Source organism: Pseudomonas putida W15Oct28 (genome assembly GCF_000708715.2).
GTDB lineage: Bacteria > Pseudomonadota > Gammaproteobacteria > Pseudomonadales > Pseudomonadaceae > Aquipseudomonas > Aquipseudomonas putida_R.
Window position 1 is genome coordinate 171,203 of sequence record NZ_JENB01000008.1, and the last position, 23,881, is coordinate 195,083.

Genomic DNA, 23,881 nt, shown 5'->3' on the forward strand with positions numbered 1-23,881 from the left:
GAGCGTGTCTTTGATCGCTTCCGACCAATTCCGCATCGTTGTCGGCCTCGGCAAGAGCGGCATGTCCCTGGTTCGCTTCCTGGCGAACCGGGGCATTGCCTTTGCGGTCGCCGACACCCGCGAGCAACCGCCGGAACTGGAAACCCTGCGCCGTGATTACCCGCAGGTGGAAGTGCGCTGTGGTGAGCTGGACGTGGACTTCCTGTGCCGCGCCAACGAGCTGTATGTGAGCCCCGGCCTGGCGTTGGCCACCCCGGCCCTGCAGCAGGCAGCCGCGCGTGGCGTGAAGCTGTCCGGTGACATCGAGCTGTTCGCCCAGCACGCCAAGGCGCCGATTGTTGCCATCAGCGGTTCCAACGCCAAGAGCACCGTTACCACCCTGGTCGGCGAAATGGCCGCCAAGGCCGGCAAGCGCGTGGCCGTGGGCGGCAACCTCGGTACCCCGGCGCTGGACTTGCTGGCTGATGATGTCGAGCTGTACGTGCTGGAACTGTCCAGTTTCCAACTGGAAACCACCGACCAGCTCAACGCCGAAGTGGCCACCGTGCTGAACATCAGCGAAGACCACATGGACCGCTACAGTGGCCTGCCGGCCTACCACCTGGCCAAGCACCGGATTTTCCGCGGCGCCCGCCAGGTGGTGGTCAACCGCCAGGACGCCCTGAGCCGGCCGCTGCCGGTGGAAGGCCGCCCATGCTGGACCTTCGGCCTCAACCAGCCCGACTTCAAGGCCTTCGGCCTGCGTGAAGTGGACGGTGAGAAATACCTGGCGTTCGAGTTCCAGACGCTGATGCCGGCGCGCGAGCTGAAGGTGCGTGGCGCTCACAACCAGAGCAACGCCCTGGCCGCACTGGCCCTGGGGCATGCCGCAGGCCTGCCGTTCGAGCCCATGCTCGAAGCCCTGCGCGAGTTCGGTGGCCTGGCCCACCGTTGCCAGTGGGTGCGCGAGCGTAATGGCGTGAACTGGTATGACGATTCCAAGGCCACCAACGTCGGTGCCGCCCTGGCCGCCATCGAAGGCCTGGGTGCCGATATCGAAGGCAAGCTGGTGCTGATTGCCGGTGGCGACGGCAAAGGTGCTGAATTCACTGCGCTGCGCGAGCCCGTCAAGCGTTTCTGCCGCGCCGTGGTATTGCTTGGCCGAGATGCCGAGCGCCTGGCCAAGGCCTTGGGTGATGACGTGCCGCTGGTACGGGTCAAGACCCTCGACGACGCCGTGCAGCAGTGTGCCGACCTGGCCCAGGCCGGCGATGCGGTGCTGCTGTCGCCGGCGTGCGCCAGCCTCGACATGTTCAAGAACTTTGAAGAGCGCGGGCGCCTGTTCGCCCAGGCAGCGGGAGGTCTTGCATGATCTTCGGCATCTTCAAGCCCTACCCGTCGCCGCTGATCAGCGGCCGTGGCATCGACCTGGACTTCCCGATGCTCGCCGGCTGCCTGGCCTTGCTTGGCCTGGGCCTGGTGATGATCACCTCGGCGTCCTCGGAAGTGGCCGCGGTGCAGTCGGGCAACCCGCTTTACCACATGTTCCGCCACCTGGTGTACGTGGTGATTGGCCTGGTTGCCTGTGGCGCGACCATGCTGGTGCCGATCGCCACCTGGCAGCGCATGGGCTTCATGATGCTGCTGGGCGCCTTCGGCCTGCTGGTGCTGGTGCTGGTGCCAGGCATCGGCCGTGAAGTGAACGGCTCCATGCGCTGGATCGGCTTCAGCTTCTTCAACGTCCAGCCTTCGGAAATCGCCAAGGTGTTCGTGGTCGTCTACCTGGCAGGTTACCTGGTACGCCGACAGACCGAGGTACGCGAAACCTGGATGGGCTTCTTCAAGCCGTTCATCGTGCTGCTGCCCATGGCCGCCCTGTTGCTGATGGAGCCGGACTTCGGTGCCACCGTGGTGATGATGGGCGCGGCTGCTGCCATGCTGTTCCTCGGCGGTGTGGGGCTGTTCCGCTTCAGCCTCATGGTGGTGTTGGCGGTGCTGGCAGTGTTTGTGCTGGTACAGGCGCAGCCCTACCGGATGGCGCGGCTTATCACCTTCACCGACCCGTGGTCCGACCAGTTCGGCTCGGGCTACCAGCTGACCCAGGCACTGATCGCCTTCGGCCGTGGCGAGTGGCTGGGCGTTGGCCTGGGCAACAGCGTGCAGAAGCAGTTCTACCTGCCCGAAGCGCACACCGACTTCGTGTTCTCGGTACTGGCCGAAGAGCTGGGCGTGGTCGGCTCGCTGCTGACCATTGCACTGTTCGTGTTCGTGACCGTGCGTGCCCTGTATATCGGCCTGTGGGCCGAGAAGGCCAAGCAGTTCTTTGCCGCCTATGTGGCCTTCGGCCTGGCGTTCCTGTGGATCGGCCAGTTCCTGATCAACATCGGGGTGAACGTCGGCCTGCTGCCAACCAAGGGCCTGACCCTGCCGTTCCTCAGCTACGGGGGCAGTTCGCTGGTGATCTGTTGCGCCTGCGTGGGCCTGTTGCTGCGTATCGAGTGGGAAAGCCGCACGCACCTGGGCAGTGAGGAACACGAGTTCAGCGAAAGCGATTTTGCCGAGGAGACCAGTCATGGCCGCTGACGGCAAGAACATACTGATCATGGCGGGCGGCACCGGGGGCCACGTATTCCCGGCCCTGGCCTGCGCCCGTGAGTTCCAGACGCGTGGTTTTACCGTGCACTGGCTGGGCACACCGCGTGGCATCGAGAACGAGCTGGTGCCCCAGGCCGGCTTGCCGCTGCACCTGATCCAGGTCAGCGGCCTGCGTGGCAAAGGCAAGCTGTCGTTGCTCAAGGCGCCGTTCACCCTGGTCAAGGCCGTGCTGCAGGCGCGACGCATCATTCGCCAGCTAAAACCGGTATGCGTACTGGGCTTTGGTGGCTACGTGACCGGCCCCGGTGGTGTGGCCGCGCGGCTGTGCGGCGTGCCACTGGTGATTCACGAGCAGAACGCCCGTGCCGGTACCGCCAATCGGTTGCTGGTGCCGCTCTCTGCGCGGGTCTGCGAAGCTTTCCCGAACACCTTCGAGGCCAGCGACAAGCGTCGTACCACCGGCAACCCGGTGCGCCCGGAGCTGTTCATGGATGCACACCGCGCGCCCCTGGCCGAGCGCCGTGCGCGCCTGCTGGTGCTCGGTGGCAGCCTGGGTGCGGAACCATTGAACAAATTGTTGCCTAAGGCCCTGTCCGAAGTCCCTGCCGCGCTGCGGCCAGAGGTGTTCCACCAGGCCGGCAAGCAACACGCGCCAATCACCGCCGAGCGTTATCACGAGGCGGGCGTCGAGGCTCAGGTAGAGCCCTTCATCAAGGACATGGCCCAAGCCTATGGCTGGGCCGACATGGTGGTGTGCCGGGCCGGTGCCCTGACCGTCAGCGAGCTGGCGGCAGCAGGCCTGCCTTCGATGCTGGTGCCTTTGCCCCACGCCATCGACGACCACCAGACCCACAACGCCCAATATCTGGCCCGCGAAGGCGCTGCCTTCCTGATGCCACAAGCGACAACTGGCGCAGCGCAGCTCGCTGAACGCCTGAACGAGGTGCTGATGCAACCCGAGAAACTCAACGTCATGGCAGGCACCGCACGGCGCCTGGCCAAACCTGCTGCAACCAGCACCGTGGTCGATATCTGCCTGGAGGTGGCCCATGGTTGAAAGCCAGAAAGCCATGCCCCATCCAAAGATGGGCCGTATCCGCCGTATTCACTTCGTCGGTATCGGCGGCGTGGGCATGTGCGGCATTGCCGAAGTGTTGCTGAACCTGGGCTATGAAGTGTCCGGTTCGGACCTGAAAGCATCGCCGGTGACCGAGCGCCTGGAATCGTTCGGCGCCGAGATCTTCGTCGGCCACCGCGCCGAGAACGCTGCCACCGCTGACGTGCTGGTGGTGTCCAGCGCCATCAACCCGGCCAACCCGGAAGTGGCTACCGCCCTTGAGCGACGCATTCCGGTGGTGCCGCGTGCCGAAATGCTCGCCGAGCTGATGCGCTACCGTCATGGTGTGGCCGTTGCCGGTACCCACGGCAAGACCACCACCACCAGCCTGCTGGCGTCGGTGTTCGCCGCCGGTGGCCTGGACCCGACCTTCGTCATCGGTGGCCGCCTGACCGCTGCCGGTACCAATGCCCAGCTGGGCACCAGCCGCTACCTGATCGCCGAAGCAGACGAAAGCGACGCCAGCTTCCTGCACCTGCAGCCGATGGTAGCCGTGGTCACCAACATCGACGCCGACCACATGGCGACCTACGAAGGTGACTTCAACAAGCTGAAGAAAACCTTCGTCGAGTTCCTGCACAACCTGCCGTTCTACGGCTTGGCGGTGATGTGCCTGGACGACCCAGTGGTGCGCGAAATCCTGCCGCAGGTGAAACGCCCGACGGTGACCTATGGCTTCAGCGAAGAGGCCGACATCCGCGCCATCAACGTGCGCCAGCAGGGCATGCAGACCCACTTCACCGTGTTGCGCCGTGACTGCGAGCCGCTGGAAGTGTCGGTGAACATGCCCGGCAACCACAACGTGCTCAACGCGCTGGCCACCATCGCCATCGCCACCGACGAAGGCATCAGCGACGAAGCCATCGTCCAGGGCCTGTCCGGCTTCCAGGGTGTCGGCCGACGCTTCCAGGTGTACGGCGAACTGCCGGTCGAAGGCGGCAGCGTGATGCTGGTCGACGACTACGGCCACCACCCGACCGAAGTGGCCGCGGTGATCAAGGCCGTGCGCGGTGGCTGGCCAAGCCGCCGCCTGGTGATCGTCTACCAGCCGCACCGTTACAGCCGTACCCGCGACCTGTACGACGATTTCGTCCAGGTGCTGGGCGACGCCAACGTGCTGCTGCTGATGGAAGTCTACCCGGCCGGTGAAGAGCCGATCCCGGGTGCCGACAGCCGTCAGCTGTGCCACAGCATCCGCCAGCGCGGCAAGCTGGACCCGATCTACATCGAGCGTGGCGCCGAGCTGGCACCGCTGGTCAAGCCACTGCTGCGCGCTGGCGACATCCTGATCTGCCAGGGTGCCGGTGATGTCGGCGGCCTGGCCCCGCAGTTGATGAAAAGCCCGCTGTTCGCTGGCGCCAAGCAGGAGAAGTCGAAATGACCAGCGCCTACGAAAACCTGCACTCGACCCTGGACGTCAAGGCGTTCGGCCGCGTCGCCGTGCTGTACGGTGGCAAGAGCGCCGAGCGTGAAGTGTCGCTGAAGTCCGGCGCAGCGGTGATCGACGCGCTGACCACTGCCGGTGTCGACGTGGTCGCCATTGACGTCGGTGACGACCTGCTCACGCGCCTGCAAAGCGAGAAGATCGACCGTGCCTTCATCATCCTGCACGGCCGTGGCGGTGAAGACGGCAGCATGCAAGGCCTGCTGGAGTGCCTGGGCATCCCTTACACCGGCAGTGGCATCCTTGCCTCGGCGCTGGCCATGGACAAGCTGCGCACCAAGCAGGTGTGGCAGAGCCTGGGCATTCCGACCCCGCGCCACGCGGTGTTGGCGAGCGAAAACGATTGTTTGTTGGCCAGTACGGAACTGGGCTTCCCGCTTATCGTCAAACCCGCCCATGAAGGCTCTAGCATCGGCATGGCCAAGGTGAACAGCGCCCAGGAACTGGTCGCCGCCTGGCAGGACGCCGCCAAATACGATTCCCAGGTACTGGTGGAGCAGTGGATCCACGGCCCGGAGTTCACCATCGCGGTCTTGCGCGGCCAGGTGCTGCCGCCGATCGCCCTGGGTACGCCGCACGTGTTCTACGACTACGACGCCAAGTACATCGCCAACGATACCCAGTACCGCATCCCGTGCGGCCTGGATAGCGTCAAGGAACAGGAACTGATCGACCTGACCGCTCGCGCCTGTGATGCCATCGGCATCGAAGGCTGGGGGCGTCTGGACGTGATGCAGGACGAGCAGGGCCGGTTCTGGCTGCTCGAAGTCAACACCGCACCGGGCATGACTGATCATAGCCTGGTGCCAATGGCGGCCCGCGCGGCCGGCCTGGACTTCCAGCAACTGGTGCTGGCAATCCTGGCCGAAAGCGTGACGACGCGAGGTTAACAACCATGCAAGGCGCGATGATACGTCAGCAGCAACCCGTTCCCGGCCGTAGCAAGCCGGTGCCGCGTGGTGCCAGCCGGCTGGTGGCCGACGAGCCCGTATCGGCGCGCCTGCCGCGGCCAAGCCTGGGAGGCCTCAAGCGCCTGCTGTGGCCGGTGCTGCTGGTGGCGGCCGGCTTTGGCGCCTACGAGGGTGCCATTCGCCTGATGCCGTATGCCGACCGGCCGATCACCAAGATCGACGTGCAGGGCGACCTCAGCTACATCAGCCAGCAGTCGGTGCAGCAGCGCATCGCGCCCTACGTGGCGGCGAGCTTCTTCAGCGTCGACCTGCCAGCGATGCGTGCGGAGCTCGAACAGATGCCCTGGATCGCCCACGCAGAAGTGCGCCGGGTGTGGCCTGACGAGGTGGTGATCCGCCTGGAAGAACAGCTGCCGGTGGCGCGCTGGGGTGACGAAGCCTTGCTCAACAACCAGGGCCAGGCCTTCACCCCGCGCGAACTGGCCAACTACGAGCACCTGCCGCAGTTGGCCGGGCCGCAGCGTGCTCAGCAACAAGTCATGCAGCAGTATCAGGTATTGAGCCAGATGCTGCGCCCCATGGGCTTTTCCATTGCTCGCCTGGAGCTGCGCGAGCGAGGCAGCTGGTTCCTGACCACCGGTGCGAGCAGCGCCGGGCCAGGCATCGAGCTGCTGTTGGGGCGCGACCATCTGGTGGAGAAGATGCGCCGTTTCATTGCCATTTACGACAAGACACTCAAAGACCAGATCACCACTATCGCCCGCATTGATCTGCGTTATTCCAACGGACTTGCCGTTGGTTGGCGGGAACCGATTGCACCGACGACGGCCCAACCCGCCGTTGCGAAGAATTAGAGAGAGGCAGGACCATGGCAAACGCGCATAGCGGCAAAATGATCGTCGGGCTGGACATTGGCACCTCCAAGGTGGTGGCGCTGGTGGGCGAAGTGGGCGAGGACGGCACCCTGGAAATCGTCGGGATCGGTACCCATCCGTCCCGCGGCCTGAAGAAAGGCGTGGTGGTGAACATCGAGTCCACCGTGCAGTCGATCCAGCGCGCCGTGGAAGAAGCGCAGCTGATGGCCGGCTGCCGTATCCACTCGGCCTTCGTCGGGGTGGCCGGCAACCACATCCGCAGCCTGAACTCCCACGGCATCGTCGCCATCCGCGACCGCGAGGTCAGCCTGGCCGACCTGGAGCGTGTACTCGACGCCGCCCAGGCCGTGGCGATCCCGGCCGACCAGCGCGTGCTGCACACCCTGCCGCAGGACTACGTGATCGACAACCAGGAAGGCGTTCGCGAGCCGCTGGGCATGTCCGGCGTGCGTCTGGAAGCCAAGGTCCACGTGGTCACCTGCGCGGTCAACGCGGCGCAGAACATCGAGAAGTGCGTACGCCGCTGCGGCCTGGAAATCGACGACATCATCCTTGAGCAGCTGGCCTCGGCCTACTCGGTGCTGACCGACGATGAAAAAGAGCTGGGCGTGTGCCTGGTGGACATCGGTGGCGGCACCACCGACATCGCCATCTTCACCGAGGGCGCCATCCGTCACACCGCGGTCATCCCGATTGCCGGCGACCAGGTGACCAACGACATCGCCATGGCCCTGCGTACCCCTACCCAGTACGCCGAAGAAATCAAGATCCGCTACGCCTGCGCCCTGGCCAAACTGGCTGGCGCCGGCGAGACCATCAAGGTGCCGAGCGTGGGCGACCGGCCACCGCGCGAGCTGTCGCGCCAGGCGCTGGCCGAGGTGGTGGAGCCACGTTACGACGAGCTCTTCACCCTGATCCAGGCCGAGCTGCGCCGCAGCGGCTACGAGGACCTGGTGCCAGCCGGCATCGTCCTCACCGGCGGCACTGCGAAGATGGAAGGTGCCGTGGAACTGGCCGAGGAAATCTTCCACATGCCGGTGCGCCTGGGCGTACCGCACAGCGTTCGGGGGCTGAGCGACGTGGTGCGCAACCCGATCTATTCCACCGGCGTGGGCTTGCTCACTTACGGCCTGCTGAAGCAGTCCGAGGAGCTGATCCTGACCGGTAACACCAACAGCAGCAACAACAGCTATGGCGATGAACCGAAGGCCCCAGTGCTTGAGCGCTTCAAGAAGTGGGTCCAGGGCAACTTCTAAGTTTCAAAGCAGTAGTGGTAGGCGCAACAACTAGAGAACTGTAAGGAGAGGGAAAATGTTCGAGCTCGTAGACAACGTCCCGCAAAGTCCGGTCATCAAGGTGATCGGCGTTGGTGGTGGTGGCGGCAACGCCGTCAACCACATGGTCAAGAGCAGCATCGAAGGCGTGGAATTCATCTGCGCCAACACTGATGCCCAGGCGCTGAAAAGCATTGGCGCGCGCACCATCCTGCAATTGGGCACTGGCGTGACCAAGGGCCTGGGTGCCGGCGCCAATCCGGAAGTCGGCCGTCAGGCTGCGCTGGAAGACCGTGAGCGCATTGCTGAAGTGCTGCAGGGCACCAACATGGTGTTCATCACCACTGGCATGGGTGGCGGTACCGGTACCGGTGCAGCGCCGATCATTGCCGAAGTGGCCAAGGAAATGGGCATCCTCACCGTAGCCGTGGTGACCCGTCCGTTCCCGTTCGAAGGCCGCAAACGTATGCAGATCGCCGATGAAGGCATCCGCATGCTGGCTGAAAGCGTCGACTCGTTGATCACCATTCCCAACGAGAAGCTGCTGACCATCCTGGGCAAGGATGCCAGCCTGCTGTCCGCCTTCGCCAAGGCCGACGATGTGCTGGCCGGTGCCGTTCGCGGTATCTCCGACATCATCAAGCGCCCTGGCATGATCAACGTCGACTTCGCCGACGTGCGCACCGTGATGGGCGAAATGGGCATGGCGATGATGGGTACTGGCTGTGCCAGCGGCCCGAACCGTGCACGTGAAGCCACTGAAGCTGCGATCCGCAACCCGTTGCTGGAAGACGTCAACCTGCAGGGCGCCCGTGGCATCCTGGTGAACATCACCGCAGGCCCGGACCTGTCGCTGGGTGAGTACTCCGATGTGGGTAGCATCATCGAAGCCTTCGCCTCTGACCACGCCATGGTCAAGGTCGGCACCGTGATCGACCCGGACATGCGCGACGAACTGCACGTGACCGTTGTGGCCACTGGCCTGGGCGCGCGCATCGAGAAGCCGGTCAAAGTGGTCGACAACACCCTGCAGACCGCCCAGCAGGCGTACGAAGCTTCCAACCCTGCACCGGTTCGCCAGGAGCAGCCAGCGGTCAACTACCGTGACCTGGAGCGCCCGACAGTCATGCGCAACCAGGCCCATGCAGGTGCTGCTGCAGCCGCTAAACTGAACCCTCAGGATGACCTGGACTACCTCGATATCCCGGCTTTCCTGCGTCGTCAGGCTGATTAATGGAATTTATCAGGGGTATAAAGGTGATTGGTATTCATCAAAGGTTGGGTCTGTTATCATCCCCAGCCTTTGTTGATACCTGTTCGCAATTTGCGCTGAAGCGGCCAATGCCATGATTAAACAACGCACCCTGAAGAATACCATCCGTGCCACAGGTATCGGTCTGCACTCTGGGGAGAAGGTTTACCTGACCCTCAAGCCTGCACCTGTGGACACCGGCATCGTCTTCCGCCGCGCCGATCTCGACCCTGTGGTCGAAATCCCTGCGCGTGCGGCCAACGTCGGCGAGACAACCATGTCGACGACGTTGGTCAACGGTGACGTCAAGGTCGATACGGTCGAGCACCTGCTCTCCGCCATGGCGGGCCTGGGCATCGATAACGCCTACGTCGAGCTCTCCGCCTCGGAAGTGCCGATCATGGATGGCAGCGCCGGACCCTTTGTATTCCTGATTCAGTCTGCCGGCCTGGAAGAGCAGGACGCAGCCAAGAAGTTCATCCGCATCCTGCGTGAGGTAACCGTGGAAGAGGGCGACAAGCGCGCCACGTTCCTGCCTTTCGAAGGGTTCAAGGTGAGCTTCGAGATCGACTTCGATCACCCGGTCCTCAAGGGCCAGACCCAGAGTGCGGTCGTCGACTTCTCCAGCACCTCGTTTGTGAAGGAAGTCAGCCGCGCGCGTACCTTCGGCTTCATGCGTGATATCGAGTACCTGCGCAAGCACAACCTTGCGCTGGGCGGCAGTGTCGAGAACGCCATCGTGGTCGACGAGACCGGTGTGCTTAACGCAGACGGCCTTCGTTCCGATGACGAATTCGTCAAGCACAAGATCCTCGACGCCATTGGCGACCTCTATCTGCTGGGCAACAGCCTGATCGGCGAGTTCAAGGGCTACAAGTCCGGCCACGCGCTGAACAACCAGCTGCTGCGCAAGCTGATTGCTGAAACCGATGCCTGGGAAGTGGTTACTTTCGAAGATGCCAGCACGGCACCGATCTCGTACATGCGCCCTGTTGCGGCCGTGTAAGTTCGAACACTCTCTCTAGTGTTGAATCAAGGCCACCTTCGGGTGGCCTTTTTTATGGCTTGTTCCTGGCGTGGGCGGCCAACCGTTCCAGCGCTGCGCGCAGCTTGGGGTCGGTGATGCCCTCGGCGGTGTCGCGCAGGCTTTCGGCGGCGCTGATCGACAGCTCTGCAGCATGCCCACCTCGCTTGGCTGGCACCAGCGGTGGCTGCACCTTGTACAGGATGCGCCTGAGGTTGCCGAATGCTTCCATGGCTTGCAATGCGGCCAGCAGGCGCTTCTGCTGGTAGCGCAGGCGGGTTGCCCAATGGCCGTCGGTAACCACCAGCAACAAAGTACCATCGCGCCACGACGCCACATGGCAGTGCTCGCGGGCAGCCGGTTGCAGCTGGCTTTCCAGCAGGCGCTGCAAGTGCTCCAGTCGCTCGGCCTGGTTCAGCAGCAGGCGCAGCGGGCGCACCTGGCGCAGCAGTGCGGAGGGCGGCTGGGCAGGGGAGGGTTTGTAGGCCATGGGGTACACATGAGGTTGCAAGAGCAGCAGTTTAACACCTCTGTAGCCTGCACCGGCCTCTTCGCGGGCATGCCCGCTCCCACAGGTGTGCCACCAGGCCAGGCCTGTGGAAATCATTGTGGGAGCGGGCGTGCCCGCGAAGAGGCCGGTGCAGGCGACACAAGATACGAGTCATTCTCGATAGCTTTCATGTTGCCAAGCCTTGAACTCAGGGAAAATGCCCCTATCTAAGGCAGGCCCCTACCAAAACGCTGTAATAGCATCGTGGAAATCCACCACTTTCCTCACCATCGTTTCCGGGTAGAATGCTCGTTCGCATGCGGCCTCAGGGCTGCACGGGCGACTCATGGGGCCGCCCTCCATCCCTACGTGTGGAAGATCCTGCCGATATGTTTGCGCCTTTGTTAAAAAAACTTTTTGGAAGCAAGAACGAGCGTGAAGTGAAACGCATGCTCAAGACGGTGAGTATCGTCAATGCCTTCGAAGAGAAGATGGTGGCCCTCTCCGACGAACAACTGCGGGGCAAGACCGCAGAGTTCAAGGAGCGCTTGGCCAAAGGCGAGACACTGGACCAATTGCTGCCTGAGGCCTTCGCCGTGGCCCGAGAGGCCGGCAAGCGCGTAATGGGCATGCGCCACTTCGATGTGCAGTTGATCGGTGGCATGACCCTGCACGAGGGTATGATCGCAGAAATGCGCACCGGTGAAGGCAAGACCTTGGTCGGTACCCTGGCCGTGTACCTCAACGCACTGTCCGGCAAGGGCGTGCACGTGGTCACCGTCAACGACTACCTGGCCCGCCGTGACGCCAACTGGATGCGCCCGCTGTACGAGTTCCTCGGCCTGTCGGTCGGTATCGTTTCGGCCTTCCAGCCGCCGGAAGAAAAGCGCGCCGCCTATGCGTCCGACATTACCTACGGCACCAACAACGAATTCGGTTTCGACTACCTGCGCGACAACATGGCGTTCAGCCAGGAAGAGAAGTTCCAGCGTGAACTCAACTTCTCGGTAATCGACGAAGTCGACTCCATCCTCATCGATGAAGCGCGTACCCCGCTGATCATTTCCGGCCAGGCTGAAGACAGCTCCAAACTGTACATCGAGATCAACCGCCTGATCCCGCGCCTGACTCAGCACATCGAAGAAGTCGAAGGCCAGGTCACTCAGGAAGGCCACTTCTCCATCGATGAGAAGAGCCGCCAGGTCGAGCTCAACGAAGCCGGTCACCAGTTCATCGAAGAGATGCTCACCCAGGCCGGCCTGCTGGCCGAGGGCGAGAGCCTGTATTCCTCGCACAACCTGGGCCTGCTGACCCACGTTTATGCTGGCCTGCGCGCGCACAAGCTGTTCCACCGCAACGTCGAGTACATCGTCCAGGACGGCCAGGTCCTGCTGATTGACGAGCACACCGGCCGTACCATGCCGGGCCGTCGCCTGTCCGAGGGCCTGCACCAGGCCATCGAGGCGAAAGAAAACCTGAATATCCAGGCCGAGAGCCAGACCCTGGCGTCGACCACCTTCCAGAACTACTTCCGCCTGTACACCAAGCTGTCCGGCATGACCGGTACCGCCGACACCGAAGCGTTCGAGTTCCAGTCCATCTACGGCCTCAACGTGATGGTGATCCCGCCGAACAAGCCGCTGGCACGTAAAGACTTCAACGACCTGGTGTACCTGACCGCCGACGAGAAATACGCCGCGATCATTGCCGACATCAAGGAAAGCATGACCCACGGCCGCCCGGTGCTGGTGGGTACTGCCACCATCGAAACCTCCGAGCACATGTCGAACCTGCTGCTCAAGGAAGGCATCGAGCACAAGGTACTGAACGCCAAGTACCACGAGAAGGAAGCCGAGATCATCGCCCAGGCCGGTGCGCCAGGCGCACTGACCATCGCCACCAACATGGCCGGCCGTGGTACCGACATCCTGCTGGGCGGTAACTGGGAAGCCGAAGTGGCCACCCTGGAAAACCCGACACCCGAGCAGATCGCCCAGATCAAGTCGGACTGGCAGAAACGTCACCAGCAAGTGATCGAGTCGGGCGGCTTGCACGTGATCGCTTCCGAGCGCCACGAATCGCGCCGTATCGACAACCAGCTGCGTGGCCGTTCGGGCCGTCAGGGCGACCCGGGTTCCAGCCGCTTCTACCTGTCGCTGGAAGACAGCCTGATGCGCATCTTCGCCTCTGACCGGGTGAAGAACTTCATGAAGGCGCTGGGCATGCAGTCGGGCGAGGCCATCGAACACCGCATGGTCACCAACGCCATCGAGAAGGCCCAGCGCAAGGTCGAAGGCCGCAACTTCGACATCCGTAAGCAATTGCTCGAATACGACGACGTGGCCAACGAGCAGCGCAAGGTGATCTACCACATGCGCAACAGCCTGCTGGCCGCCGAGAACATCGGCGATACCATCGCAGAATTCCGCCAGGAAGTACTGGACGCTACCATCAGCCAGCACATCCCGCCGCAGTCGCTTCCCGAGCAGTGGGATGTGGTCGGCCTGGAAGCGGCATTGGCCAGCGATTTCGCCATGAAGCTGCCGATCCAGCAGTGGCTCGACGAGGACGATCACCTCTACGAGGAGACCCTGCGCGAGAAGCTGCTGCACGAGATCACCACCGCCTACACCGAGAAGGAAGACCAGGCCGGTATCGACGCCCTGCGTACCTTCGAGAAGCAGATCCTGCTGCGCGTGCTGGACGACCTGTGGAAAGACCACCTGTCGACCATGGACCATCTGCGTCACGGTATTCACCTGCGTGGCTATGCGCAGAAGAACCCGAAGCAGGAGTACAAGCGCGAGTCGTTCAGCCTGTTCCAGGAGCTGCTCGAGTCGATCAAGCGCGACACCATCCGCGTGCTGTCGCACGTTCAGGTTCGCCGCGAAGATCCGATCGAAGAAGAAGCCCGCCTGCGCCGCGAGGCCGAGGAACTGGCCAGCCGCATGCAGTTCCAGCATGCCCCTGCACCGGGCCTGGAGAGCGAGCAACTGAGCGAGGAGGGCGCCGAAGTGGCGGTCGCCGCAGCACCAGTGCGCAACGACCAGAAGCTGGGCCGCAACGAGCCGTGCTGGTGCGGTTCGGGCAAGAAGTTCAAGCATTGCCACGGGCAGATCGAGTGATCTGACCCGCATGGGGCCGCCTTGCGGCCCTATCGCGACACAAGGCCGCTCCCACAGGGACAGCGCACAGCCGCAACGCTGCGCAGTCCCTTGTGGGAGCGGCCTTGTGTCGCGAAAGGGGCGCGAAGCGGCCCCGCTTTTCGACATCAACCGTATTTTCTAGGAGCGCTCTAATGGCTGTTGGTCTTGGTCCTTTGCCCACCCTGCACCCGGTTCCGGGTTTTGAACTCGGCATCGCTTCTGCCGGCATCAAGCGCCCGGGGCGCAAGGATGTGGTGGTCATGCGCTGTGCCGAAGGCTCCAGCGTGGCTGGCGTGTTCACCCTCAACGCCTTCTGCGCAGCGCCGGTGATCCTGTCCAAGCAACGTGTACAGGGCACCGTGCGCTACCTGCTGACCAACACCGGTAACGCCAACGCCGGTACCGGCGCGCCAGGCCTGGCCGCCGCCGAACGTACCTGCGCCAAGCTGGCCGAGCTGACTGGCGTGCCAGCCGAGTCGGTACTGCCGTTCTCCACCGGCGTGATCGGCGAGCCACTGCCGGTCGAGAAGATCGAAGGTGCACTGCAGGCCGCCCTCGACAACCTGTCGGAAAACCACTGGGCTGAAGCTGCCACCGGCATCATGACCACCGATACCCTGCCCAAGGGCGCCAGCCGTCAGTTCCAGCACGATGGCGTGACCGTGACCGTCACCGGCATCAGCAAGGGTGCAGGCATGATCCGCCCGAACATGGCCACCATGCTCGGCTACATCGCCACCGACGCCAAGGTTGCCCCGGCGGTGCTCAAGGACCTGATGCTGGACGGCGCCAACAAGTCGTTCAACCGCATCACCATCGATGGCGACACCTCGACCAACGACTGCTGCATGTTGATTGCCACAGGCAAGGCCAACCTGCCGGAAGTGACCGAAGCCAGCGGGGCGCTGTTCGAAGCGCTGAAAAAGGCCGTGTTCGAAGTGTGCATGGAAGTGGCCCAGGCCATCGTCCGTGACGGCGAAGGCGCCACCAAGTTCGTGACCGTGCAGGTCAACGGTGGTGGCAACCACCAGGAATGCCTGGACGTCGGTTATGCCGTGGCCCACTCGCCACTGATCAAGACCGCACTGTTCGCCTCCGACCCGAACTGGGGCCGCATCCTGGCCGCCGTTGGCCGTGCTGGCGTGCCCGAGCTGGATGTAAGCCTGATCGACGTGTACCTGGACAGCGTGTGCATCGCCAGCAAAGGCGGCCGCGACCCGAGCTACACCGAAGCACAGGGCTCGGCAGTGATGGCCCAGGAAGAGATCACCATCCGCATCGAGCTGGGCCGTGGCCAGTGCAGCGAAACCATCTGGACCACCGACCTGTCCCACGAGTACGTGAAGATCAACGCCGAATACCGTACCTGATCGAAAATGGGACCGCGTTGCGGCCCAATCGTGACACAAGGCCGCTCCCACAAGGTCCTGCGAACACCGACCCATGTGGGAGCGGCCTTGTGTCGCGATTGGGCTGCAAAGCAGCCCCAGAATTCCAAACCGATGGAGCCGAACCATGAGCTATCACCTGATCATCGGCGACAAGCTGTATTCCTCCTGGTCGCTGCGTGGCGCCCTGGCCCTCGAGCTGGCTGGCGTGCCCTTTGAGGAAACCCTGATCAAGCTCAACCAGCCTGATACCCGTCAGCGCATCCTCGCTTTCTCCTCCACCGGCAAAGTGCCGTTGCTCAAGACCGGGCACGGTGTGATCGCCGATTCCCTGGCCATCGCCGAATACCTCAACGAACAGCACCCCGACGCCCAGCTGTGGCCTGTCGACGTAGCCGCGCGTGCCCAAGCCCGTTCGGCTTGTGCACAGATGCACAGCGGTTTCTTCGCCCTGCGCGGTGCCATGCCGTTCGACCTGTCGCGTGACCAGGCCCTGGACGATGTGCCGCTGGACGTGCAGGTCGACATCGACCGTATCGTCGCGCTGTGGTCCGAATGCCGCGTGGTGGCCAAGGACAGCGGCCCGTTCCTGTTCGGCAAGCCGAGCCTGGCCGACGCCTTCTTCGCCCCGGTGGCCGTGCGCCTGCGCACCTACCGCGTGGAAGTGCCGGCAGAGGCGGCAGCCTACATCGAAACCATTTATCAGTGGCCAGCCTTCCAGGCTTGGCAGCAGGCCGGCCTGGCGGAGCGTGAAGGGTGAAACGGATACATGTTGTAGCGGCAGTCATTCGCGGTACTGACGGGCGCATTCTGATTGCACGCAGGGCCGATACCCAGCACCAGGGTGGCCTGTGGGAGTTTCCCGGTGGCAAGGTCGAAGAGGGTGAAGGCGTGGAAGCGGCACTGGCCCGTGAGCTGCGCGAGGAGCTGGGCATCGAGGTGACCCGCTCGCGTGCGCTGATCAAGGTCAGCCATGACTACCCGGACAAACAGGTGCTGCTGGACGTGCGCGAGGTCGAGGCGTTCACGGGCGAACCTCATGGTGCAGAAGGGCAGCCGCTGGAGTGGGTGTCGCCACGGGACCTGGCGCAATACGAGTTCCCTGAGGCCAACAAACCGATCGTGGCTGCGGCGCGTCTGCCGGACCAGTACCTGATCACCCCGGATGGCCTGGAAGTGCCGCAGATGCTCAAGGGCATCCAGAAGGCGGTGGCCAACGGTATTCGCCTGATCCAGTTGCGGGCGCCGGACATGTACGACCCCAAGTACCGTGATGTGGCGGTGGATGCCGTAGGGCTGTGTGGGGGCAAGGCGCAACTGATGCTCAAGGGGCCGCTGGAATGGCTGGGTGATTTCCCGTCCGCCGGCTGGCACCTGACGGCGGCGCAGTTGCGCAAGTACGCCGCCAAGGGCAGGCCGTTCCCCAAGGAACGCTGGCTGGCGGCGTCCTGCCACAGCGCCGAGGAGCTGGCGCTGGCGGAGCAGATGGATGTGGACTTTGTCACCTTGTCGCCGGTGCAGGCGACCCAGACTCACCCCAAGGCGGTACCGCTGGGGTGGGATGAGGCGCAGCGGTTGATTGCCGGGTTCAACAAGCCGGTTTACTTGCTGGGTGGGGTAGGGCCGGGTGAGCGCGAGCAGGCCTGGGAAGCCGGGGCGCAGGGTGTTGCCGGGATTCGGGCGTTCTGGCCCGAGGCCTGAGTTGCCTGTAACAGGGGCCGCTGCGCGGCCCATCGCGACGCAAGGCCGCTCCCACAGGGTACGGCGCCGTTCTTGCTTTTTGTGGGAGCGGCCTTGTGTCGCGAAAGGGCTGCAACGCAGCCCCGGCAATATCAGCCTTTCGGTTTCTCGGCAGGCTGCCACAACACCTCTGCCACTCCCTGCCGCCGCCCGATGATCCGCGCCGCTACAAACAGCAGGTCGGATAGCCGGTTGATATACGCCAACCCAACGCCCTCCAGTGGCTCCACGGCATTCAACTGCTGGCACCGTCGCTCCGCACTGCGCGCCAGGCAGCGGCACACATGCGCCTGCGCCACCAGCGCCGAACCACTGGGCAAGATGAAGTTCTTCAACGGCCCCAGCTCTTCGTTCCACACATCGATGGCCGCCTCCAGGCGCTCCACCTCTGCCAGGGTCAACGCCTGGTAACTCGGCATCGCCAGCTCACCGCCCAAGTCGAACAAACGGTGCTGACACGGCGCCAGCACGGTGCTCACCTCGTCCAGACCTTGCTCGTCCAGGCCCGCCAGCAGCAGGCCCAACTGGCTGTTCAGGCTGTCCACCTCGCCAATCGCCTCGATCCGCGGGTGGTCCTTGGGCACCCGGCGTCCGTCGCCCAGGCCGGTTTCGCCCTTGTCGCCGGTGCGTGTGTAGATCTTCGACAGGCGATAGCCCATGTCACTTCTCCGTGTTGGCCGGCGTCGCCGGCTGGCCCAGGGGCAGGCGCAGGGTAAAGCAGGTGCCCTGGCCGGGCGTGGACTGCACTTCCATCTGCCCCTTGTGGTTGTTGGTGATGATGAAATACGAAACCGACAGACCCAGGCCAGTGCCCTGGCCGATTTCCTTGGTGGTGAAGAACGGCTCGAAGGTGCGTTTGCGCACGGCCTCGGGCATACCGACGCCGTTGTCCTCAACCTGGATTTCCGCCCATGGCGGGTTTAGCCGGGTACGCAGGGTGATGCGCCCGGGCTCGCTGGGCTGTGGCCGCACGTGGATGGCCTGTGCCGCGTTCTTCAGCAGGTTGAGCAGTACCTGTTCCAGTTCGTTGGCGGTGCACGGCACCGGGCCCAGTTCAGGGTCGAACTGGCGCACGATGGCCTGGCCCTTGAAGTCGAAGCCGATGGCCAGGTCAAAGTCATTGCCGGCAATGTCCACCGCCTGGTCGATCAGTGCCGGCAGGTCGCACGGCGCCAACTGGCGGTTGCTGCGGCGGCTGAAACTGAGCATGTGGGTGACGATCTTCGCTGCCCTGGCGCCAGCCTGCTGAATGCCATCGAGCAGCTGTGGCACCTCGCGGCTGTCCAGGTAGCGGTTGACCGTGGCCAGGTCGATGCCCAGCTCTTCGGCCTGCTCCTGGTTACGCGGCAGCTCGGTCGACAGGCGCCGGCGAATGTTCTGCACGTTGTGCAGGATGGCGCCCAGCGGGTTGTTGATCTCGTGGGCCATGCCCGCCGCCAGGCCACCGACCGAGAGCATCTTCTCGGATTGCACCATCATCTCTTCCAATGACAGGCGCTGGGTAATGTCGTCGATACGGATGACCACGCCGCGCCCGCCGCCGCCGGTCAGTGGGTAGAAGGTCAGGGCGTAGTGGCGCAGGTCGTCGTCCTTGGCCCAGGTGACCCGCTCGATCTTCGCCACCCGATGCTTTTCCACGGTTTCCTTCAACTGCGGCAAGAACGGCTTGAGCGGCTCGAATGCGATGAACACCGGCTGGTTCAGCGCTTCGTCCAGTGGCGTACCGGAAAGGACCGTGGCTTCGTTGTTCCACTGGGTCACATAAAGCTGTTCGTCGAGGGCGATCAGCGCCGAGGGCATCGAGTCGATGATGCTGTTGAGGTAATTCTGGAAGCCTGTGAGTTTTTTCTCGATCTTGCTGCGCACCTGCACTTCCAGCTCAAGCTTGCGGTTGGTGTGGCGGGTTTCTTCGGCCAGGCCCTGGGCTTGGTCATAGGCGCTCTGGAATTCGTCTCGAGCGCGTTTTAGCTGCTGCTCGCGGCCCTCGATGCGCGTGAGCATGGTGTTGAAGGCTTCGGCCAGGCTGCCGATTTCGTCGTCGTTGCCGCGCCTGGCGCGCAAGGCATAGCTCTCTTCGCGGGTGACTTGGCGGCTGAGCTCTTCGAGCTGGTTGATCGGCTGGGTGATCAGGCGTTTTATCTGCCGGGCGACCACAATCCACAGCAGGATGCTGAACACCAGGATGCCCAGGCTGGCGCTGAGGGTGCCGGTGTAGAACGCCGTGGGCAGCTCGCTGCTGGCCACCAGCAGCAGGTGCGCCGGCGGGTTGGCGTCGCGCGGTATGCGGATCAGTTGGGTGCTGCGAAACTCCATCAGGCGCCAGCCGTCGATGCTGCGAAAATGCTTGGGCAGGGCCAGTGGTTCGCCATGCTGCAACTGCGCCAGGATGCGCCCATCGCCACCGTAGACGGCGGCGGCGCGCAGCGGCGTGTAGCTGTCCAGTTCCTTGAGCAGGGCGTTGGCTGTTTCCGGGGTGTCGCCGGCGCGGGCCGCAAGCTGTGGGTTGGCCACCAGCCGGCCAATGGTCTGCAGCGCCTGCGGGGCCATGCTTTCCTGGGTGATCCAGTAGGCGGCGCTGATGAAGGTGAGGTTGGCCACCAGCAGGATGGTCACCAGCAACACCAGCAGGGCCGCCAGCAGTTTCTGCCCGACCGGGAGGTTTTCCAGGCGTTGGCGCAAGGTCATGGGCTAGGCAATGTCCGTATCCGGTTGAAAGGGCCGCGTCAGTCGCAGGGCAAGCCACGCGTGCGCAAGTTATCGACCAGGCGCTGTTGCAAGCGTTCCAGTAGTGGCACTTGCAGGCCATGGCGCCCGGCCGCACGGCAGGCATGGCCGAGCAGATAGTGCACCTCGGTGCGTCGGCATGCTCGCACGTCCTGGTACATGGAAGAGTAGTTGGCCGCGGTGGCAAGGATCACCCGCTGCACTTCTTCGCTCAGCTCATCTGCCGCTTCTGGCTGGCCGCAGCGCCGCAGCAACTGGACCAGTTCGGCGCACAGCGCATCGACTTCTCCCAGGTGCCCCAGCAGCCCGCCGTTCTGGCATTCGTGCAGCACAGTCAGCGGGTTGATGGCGCAGTTGAGCGCCAGCTTGCGCCACAGGCGGGTGAGGATGTCCACCGTCCATTCGGCAGGGATGCCGGCTTCGTGCAGGTCATCGAACCAGGCGGGCATTGCAGGGTTGCGTGGGTCGCCCAGCCAGTTGAAACCGTGGCCGGCAAAGCGCACCTGCCAGTCCCCCTCGCGAAAGGCACCTTCAGTGCTGGAGGCGAAGATGCAGCGTGCGTGGGGCACCAGGTCGGCCACTTCGTCCTGGCTACCCAGGCCGTTCTGCAGCAACAGCACTTCGGCGCCCTCGGCCAGCCGCGGTGCCACACCGGCAATTGCCGGCGCCGCATCGTAGGCCTTGCAGGCCACCAGCAGGCGGTGGATGGGGCCCTGCGCCTGTGCGGTTTCGGCGGGGATGGCGTAGTGACGGGGCTGGTCCTGTTCGACCAGGGTCAGACCGCCGGCCTGCTGATAGGCCTGCAGGCGTTGCCCGTCACGCAGGATCAGGTGCACGGCCTTGCCCGCGCGCGCCAGGCGGCAAGCCCACAGGCTACCGAGGCTACCGGCGCCGAGAATATGCCAGGTGCTGCTCATATGCGTTTCGCAACCCGTTATAATGAGCCCGCATTTTAACCGTCTAACTCAGCGTGCTCCATCTTCAGACCGAGCGCGCTTTATTTTTTGGAGAACAACCATGCCTTCGTTCGACGTGGTATCGGAACTGGACAAGCACGAAGTGCAGAACGCCGTTGATAACGCCATCAAGGAACTTGATCGCCGTTACGACCTGAAGGGCAAGGGCACCTTCGAGTTCAAGGACAAGGATCAGACCGTTCTGCTTACCGCCGAGGAAGAGTTCCAGCTCGAAGCGATGCTGGAGATCCTGCGCCTGGCGCTGGTCAAGCGCAAGATCGACGTGAAGTGCCTGGAAACCCAGGACCCGTACCCATCCGGCAAGGAAAAGAAACAGGAAGCCAAGTTCCGCGAAGGCATCGACAAGGACCTGGCGAAAAAGATCGTTGCCACCATCAAGGATGGCAAGCTGAAAGTACAGGCCGCCATCCAGGGCGAGCAGGTGCGCGTAACCGGCAAGAAGCGTGACGACTTGCAGGAAGCCATTGCCCTGCTGCGCACCAAGGAATTCGACATGCCGCTGCAGTTCAACAACTTCCGCGACTGATGCAGGTGCTGCCCGGAACCCCGATGGCGTAATGATGTCCATGGGGGCCGGGGCTGCGTAAATGCGCGCGGCCTGTTTTACCGTGTACTTGCCGCTCGGCATCAGGAGATGAGTATGGATTTGAACGCTGAAGTCGATCAGCTGGTCCGCCAGTCGCAAACCTGGATCCCCTTGATCATGGAGTACGGCAGCCGTGTGCTGCTGGCGCTGCTGACCCTGGCGGTCGGCTGGTGGATCATCAACAGGGTCAGCGCCCGCCTCGGCAAGCTGGTTGGCATGCGCAACGCCGACCTGGCGCTGCAGGGCTTCATCAGCACCCTGGCGAACATCGTGCTGAAGGTGCTGCTGATGGTCAGCGTGGCGTCGATGATCGGTATCGAGACCACCTCGTTCGTCGCCGCAATCGGTGCCGCGGGCCTGGCCATCGGCCTGGCCTTGCAGGGCAGCCTGGCGAACTTCGCCGGCGGCGTGCTGATTCTGATGTTCCGCCCGTTCCGCATCGGTGACTGGATTGAAGCGCAGGGTGTGTCCGGTACCGTCGACAGCATCCAGATCTTCCACACCGTGTTGCGTACCGGTGACAACAAGACTGTGATCATGCCTAACGGCAGCCTGTCCAACGGCATCATCACCAACACCAACCGCCAGCCGACGCGCAAGGTGGTGTTCGACGTGGGCGTTGACTACGAGGCGGACCTGCAGAAGGCCCGCAACGTGCTGCTGGAGCTGGCCAAGGACCCGCGTGTTCTGCCAGACCCGGCACCGCAGGCGGTCGTGGCGACGCTGGGCGACAGCTCGATTACCGTCTCGCTGCGCTTGTGGACCAAGACGTCCGATTACTGGGACGTGGTGTTCATGCTCAACGAGCATGCGCGTGACCGGTTGAAGGCCGAAGGGATCGACATCCCGTTTCCGCAGCGGGTGATCCGCGTGGTGCAGGAGACTGCAGCGCAGTAACACCGCGTTGAAACTGGGGCCGCTTCGCGGCCCATCGCGACGCAAGGCCGCTCCTACAGGGGATCGCGTAAGCTCTGTAGGAGCGGCCTTGCGTCGCGATGGGGCGCGAAGCGGCCCCGGCTTTTCCAGCCCTCATTACACTTGTTCACAGCAAACCCTGGCCATTTCTGGCATATAGCCTGACCCCACCTGCCACACCCGATATCCCATCATGAAACCACTGCTGTACATCACCCCCCTGCGCGCCTTGCTGTTCGGCCTGACCCTGGCCCTGTTCGAGCTGCTCACCTACCTGGCCAGCGACGCCGTCATGCCGGCCATGCCGGTGGTGGTGGGCGACCTGAACGCCAGCCCCGAATACATTCCCCATGCCCTCAACCTGTACCTGCTGGGGGGCGTGGTACTGCAATGGCTGATCGGCCCGCTGGCCGACCGTTATGGCCGGCGCCCGCTGCTGCTGGTTGGCTGCGCGTTCTTCGGCCTGGCCTGCCTGGCCAGCTTCTGGGCCCACGACATCGGCGTGTTCAACCTGTTGCGCCTGCTGCAGGGCATCGGCCTGGGCTTTGTGGTCACAGTCAGCTACCCCGCCCTGAACGAAGCCTTCAGCGAGGCTGACGCCGTGCGCATGATGGCCTTGCTGGCCAACATCGCCTTGCTGTCACCGCTGCTCGGGCCGTTGGTGGGCACTTTGCTGCTGCAGTGGCTGGACTGGCGCTGGCTGTTCGTGGCCTTTGCCATCGGCTCAGTGCTGGTGTGGGGGCTGCTGTACCGCCTGATGCCGGAAACCCTCGGTGTGGAACGCCGTGACGGCTCGCGCCTGGCGTTCACGCCGATTCACCTGCTGCCACTGCTGGCGGGCTACGGTCAGTTGCTGGCCAACCGCCGCTTTGTCGCTGGCAGCGCTGCCTTGGGCCTGGTCGGTTTGCCGTTGATTGGCTGGATCGGCCTGTCGCCGGTGCTGCTCATCCACGACGAGGGGCTGAGCACGATGGAATACGCCTTGTGGCAGCTGCCGGTGTTTGGCGGGCTGATCCTCGGTAACCTGATCATCAACCGTATCGCCGACCGCTACCCGCTGCCGGCCCTGGTGCGAGGTGCGCTGTGGCCCTACCTGGCTGGCCTGTGCCTGATGGTGCTGGCGACCTGGTACTGGCCGAGCGTTACCAGTGTGGTGGCGGGCATGTCGCTGTACGCGCTGGGGCTGGGTGTGGCCAACGCGGTGCTGTACCGCATGACGTTGTTCTCCAGCGAGCAGAGCAAGGGCCTGGTCTCGGCCATGCTGGGGATGATCACCATTGCCTTGCTTGGGTTGGGCGGGGCGGTGCTGGCGATGATCGGCGCCGGGGCCAGCTTGCTGCACTTTGCCCTTGCGGCGGGTGTGGCGGGGGCTTTGGCGTTGTGGCCGCTGTGGTTTGTGGTGGGTGGGCGGCCTGATGAGGGGGCTGTCGCGCAGTAATCTTTG

20 protein-coding genes are annotated in these 23,881 nt (G+C 63.7%); 16 read left to right on the forward strand and 4 right to left on the reverse strand.

Annotated features, from left to right (window positions below; all coding sequences use genetic code 11):
- Positions 1–4: 4 nt before the first annotated feature.
- The 9 genes from murD (at position 5) to lpxC (ending at position 10,453) form a co-directional block, all read left to right on the forward strand.
- Positions 5–1,351: a UDP-N-acetylmuramoyl-L-alanine--D-glutamate ligase gene (gene murD / locus AK81_RS07810; RefSeq protein ID WP_043198079.1), complete on the forward strand. Its 1,347-nt coding sequence runs from the start codon at positions 5–7 to the stop codon at positions 1,349–1,351.
- A complete protein-coding gene (gene ftsW, locus AK81_RS07815; RefSeq protein ID WP_043198037.1) occupies positions 1,348–2,562 on the forward strand; it encodes a putative lipid II flippase FtsW in 1,215 nt (404 codons plus the stop codon). The genes murD and ftsW overlap by 4 nt, the downstream gene beginning before the upstream one ends.
- Positions 2,552–3,631 carry an undecaprenyldiphospho-muramoylpentapeptide beta-N-acetylglucosaminyltransferase gene (gene murG, locus AK81_RS07820; protein ID WP_043198038.1) on the forward strand — a complete coding sequence of 360 codons (1,080 nt, stop codon included), beginning with the start codon at positions 2,552–2,554 and terminating at the stop codon, positions 3,629–3,631. The genes ftsW and murG overlap by 11 nt, the downstream gene beginning before the upstream one ends.
- A complete protein-coding gene (gene murC, locus AK81_RS07825; protein WP_016498049.1) occupies positions 3,624–5,072 on the forward strand; it encodes a UDP-N-acetylmuramate--L-alanine ligase in 1,449 nt (482 codons plus the stop codon). The genes murG and murC overlap by 8 nt, the downstream gene beginning before the upstream one ends.
- Positions 5,069–6,025, forward strand: a complete 957-nt coding sequence (locus tag AK81_RS07830; protein ID WP_043198039.1) for a D-alanine--D-alanine ligase — start codon at positions 5,069–5,071, stop codon at positions 6,023–6,025. Before murC ends, AK81_RS07830 begins: the two co-directional genes overlap by 4 nt.
- 5 nt (positions 6,026–6,030) lie before the next feature.
- Positions 6,031–6,900 (forward strand): cell division protein FtsQ/DivIB, encoded by an 870-nt coding sequence (locus tag AK81_RS07835; RefSeq protein ID WP_043198041.1) that lies wholly within the window; start codon positions 6,031–6,033, stop codon positions 6,898–6,900.
- 14 nt (positions 6,901–6,914) lie between these two features.
- A complete protein-coding gene (gene ftsA, locus AK81_RS07840; RefSeq protein WP_043198042.1) occupies positions 6,915–8,177 on the forward strand; it encodes a cell division protein FtsA in 1,263 nt (420 codons plus the stop codon).
- Between the two features lie 55 nt (positions 8,178–8,232).
- Positions 8,233–9,429, forward strand: coding sequence for a cell division protein FtsZ (gene ftsZ, locus AK81_RS07845; RefSeq protein ID WP_016488958.1), 1,197 nt, complete (start codon positions 8,233–8,235; stop codon positions 9,427–9,429).
- A gap of 112 nt (positions 9,430–9,541) precedes the next feature.
- A complete protein-coding gene (gene lpxC, locus AK81_RS07850; RefSeq protein ID WP_016498054.1) occupies positions 9,542–10,453 on the forward strand; it encodes a UDP-3-O-acyl-N-acetylglucosamine deacetylase in 912 nt (303 codons plus the stop codon).
- A gap of 52 nt (positions 10,454–10,505) precedes the next feature.
- Here the strand turns inward: lpxC and AK81_RS07855 are convergent, their stop codons facing one another.
- Entirely contained in the window at positions 10,506–10,961 is a 456-nt protein-coding gene (locus AK81_RS07855; protein WP_043198044.1) for a DUF721 domain-containing protein, read from the reverse strand.
- Positions 10,962–11,350: 389 nt separating this feature from the next.
- Here AK81_RS07855 and secA point away from each other — a divergent pair, with 389 nt between their 5' ends.
- From secA to AK81_RS07875, 4 genes are all read left to right on the forward strand, one after another.
- Positions 11,351–14,086, forward strand: a complete 2,736-nt coding sequence (secA, locus tag AK81_RS07860; protein ID WP_043198047.1) for a preprotein translocase subunit SecA — start codon at positions 11,351–11,353, stop codon at positions 14,084–14,086.
- Between the two features lie 173 nt (positions 14,087–14,259).
- Complete coding sequence (gene argJ / locus AK81_RS07865) at positions 14,260–15,477, forward strand: bifunctional glutamate N-acetyltransferase/amino-acid acetyltransferase ArgJ (RefSeq protein ID WP_043198048.1); 1,218 nt, start codon at positions 14,260–14,262, stop codon at positions 15,475–15,477.
- Between the two features lie 145 nt (positions 15,478–15,622).
- Positions 15,623–16,255, forward strand: coding sequence for a glutathione S-transferase family protein (locus tag AK81_RS07870; protein ID WP_043198050.1), 633 nt, complete (start codon positions 15,623–15,625; stop codon positions 16,253–16,255).
- The gene (locus tag AK81_RS07875; protein ID WP_043198052.1) at positions 16,252–17,196 is read left to right on the forward strand and encodes a Nudix family hydrolase; all 945 of its coding nucleotides are present in this window, start codon (positions 16,252–16,254) and stop codon (positions 17,194–17,196) included. The genes AK81_RS07870 and AK81_RS07875 overlap by 4 nt, the downstream gene beginning before the upstream one ends.
- Before the next feature lie 131 nt (positions 17,197–17,327).
- Here AK81_RS07875 and AK81_RS07880 read toward each other — a convergent pair whose 3' ends face one another.
- The 3 genes from AK81_RS07880 to AK81_RS07890 are packed head-to-tail and all read right to left on the reverse strand — an operon-like array spanning position 17,328 to position 20,876.
- A complete protein-coding gene (locus AK81_RS07880) occupies positions 17,328–17,894 on the reverse strand; it encodes a cob(I)yrinic acid a,c-diamide adenosyltransferase (protein ID WP_043198055.1) in 567 nt (188 codons plus the stop codon).
- A 1-nt stretch (position 17,895) separates the two neighbouring features.
- Positions 17,896–19,920, reverse strand: coding sequence for a sensor histidine kinase (locus AK81_RS07885; RefSeq protein ID WP_043198057.1), 2,025 nt, complete (start codon positions 19,918–19,920; stop codon positions 17,896–17,898).
- A 38-nt stretch (positions 19,921–19,958) separates the two neighbouring features.
- The gene (locus AK81_RS07890) at positions 19,959–20,876 is read right to left on the reverse strand and encodes a putative 2-dehydropantoate 2-reductase (RefSeq protein ID WP_043198060.1); all 918 of its coding nucleotides are present in this window, start codon (positions 20,874–20,876) and stop codon (positions 19,959–19,961) included.
- Positions 20,877–20,976: 100 nt separating this feature from the next.
- Here AK81_RS07890 and AK81_RS07895 point away from each other — a divergent pair, with 100 nt between their 5' ends.
- From AK81_RS07895 to AK81_RS07905, 3 genes are all read left to right on the forward strand, one after another.
- Positions 20,977–21,462, forward strand: coding sequence for a YajQ family cyclic di-GMP-binding protein (locus tag AK81_RS07895; protein ID WP_043198062.1), 486 nt, complete (start codon positions 20,977–20,979; stop codon positions 21,460–21,462).
- 114 nt (positions 21,463–21,576) lie between these two features.
- Positions 21,577–22,419 (forward strand): mechanosensitive ion channel family protein, encoded by an 843-nt coding sequence (locus AK81_RS07900; RefSeq protein WP_043198065.1) that lies wholly within the window; start codon positions 21,577–21,579, stop codon positions 22,417–22,419.
- Between the two features lie 211 nt (positions 22,420–22,630).
- Positions 22,631–23,875, forward strand: coding sequence for an MFS transporter (locus AK81_RS07905; protein ID WP_043198066.1), 1,245 nt, complete (start codon positions 22,631–22,633; stop codon positions 23,873–23,875).
- Positions 23,876–23,881 lie beyond the last annotated feature (6 nt).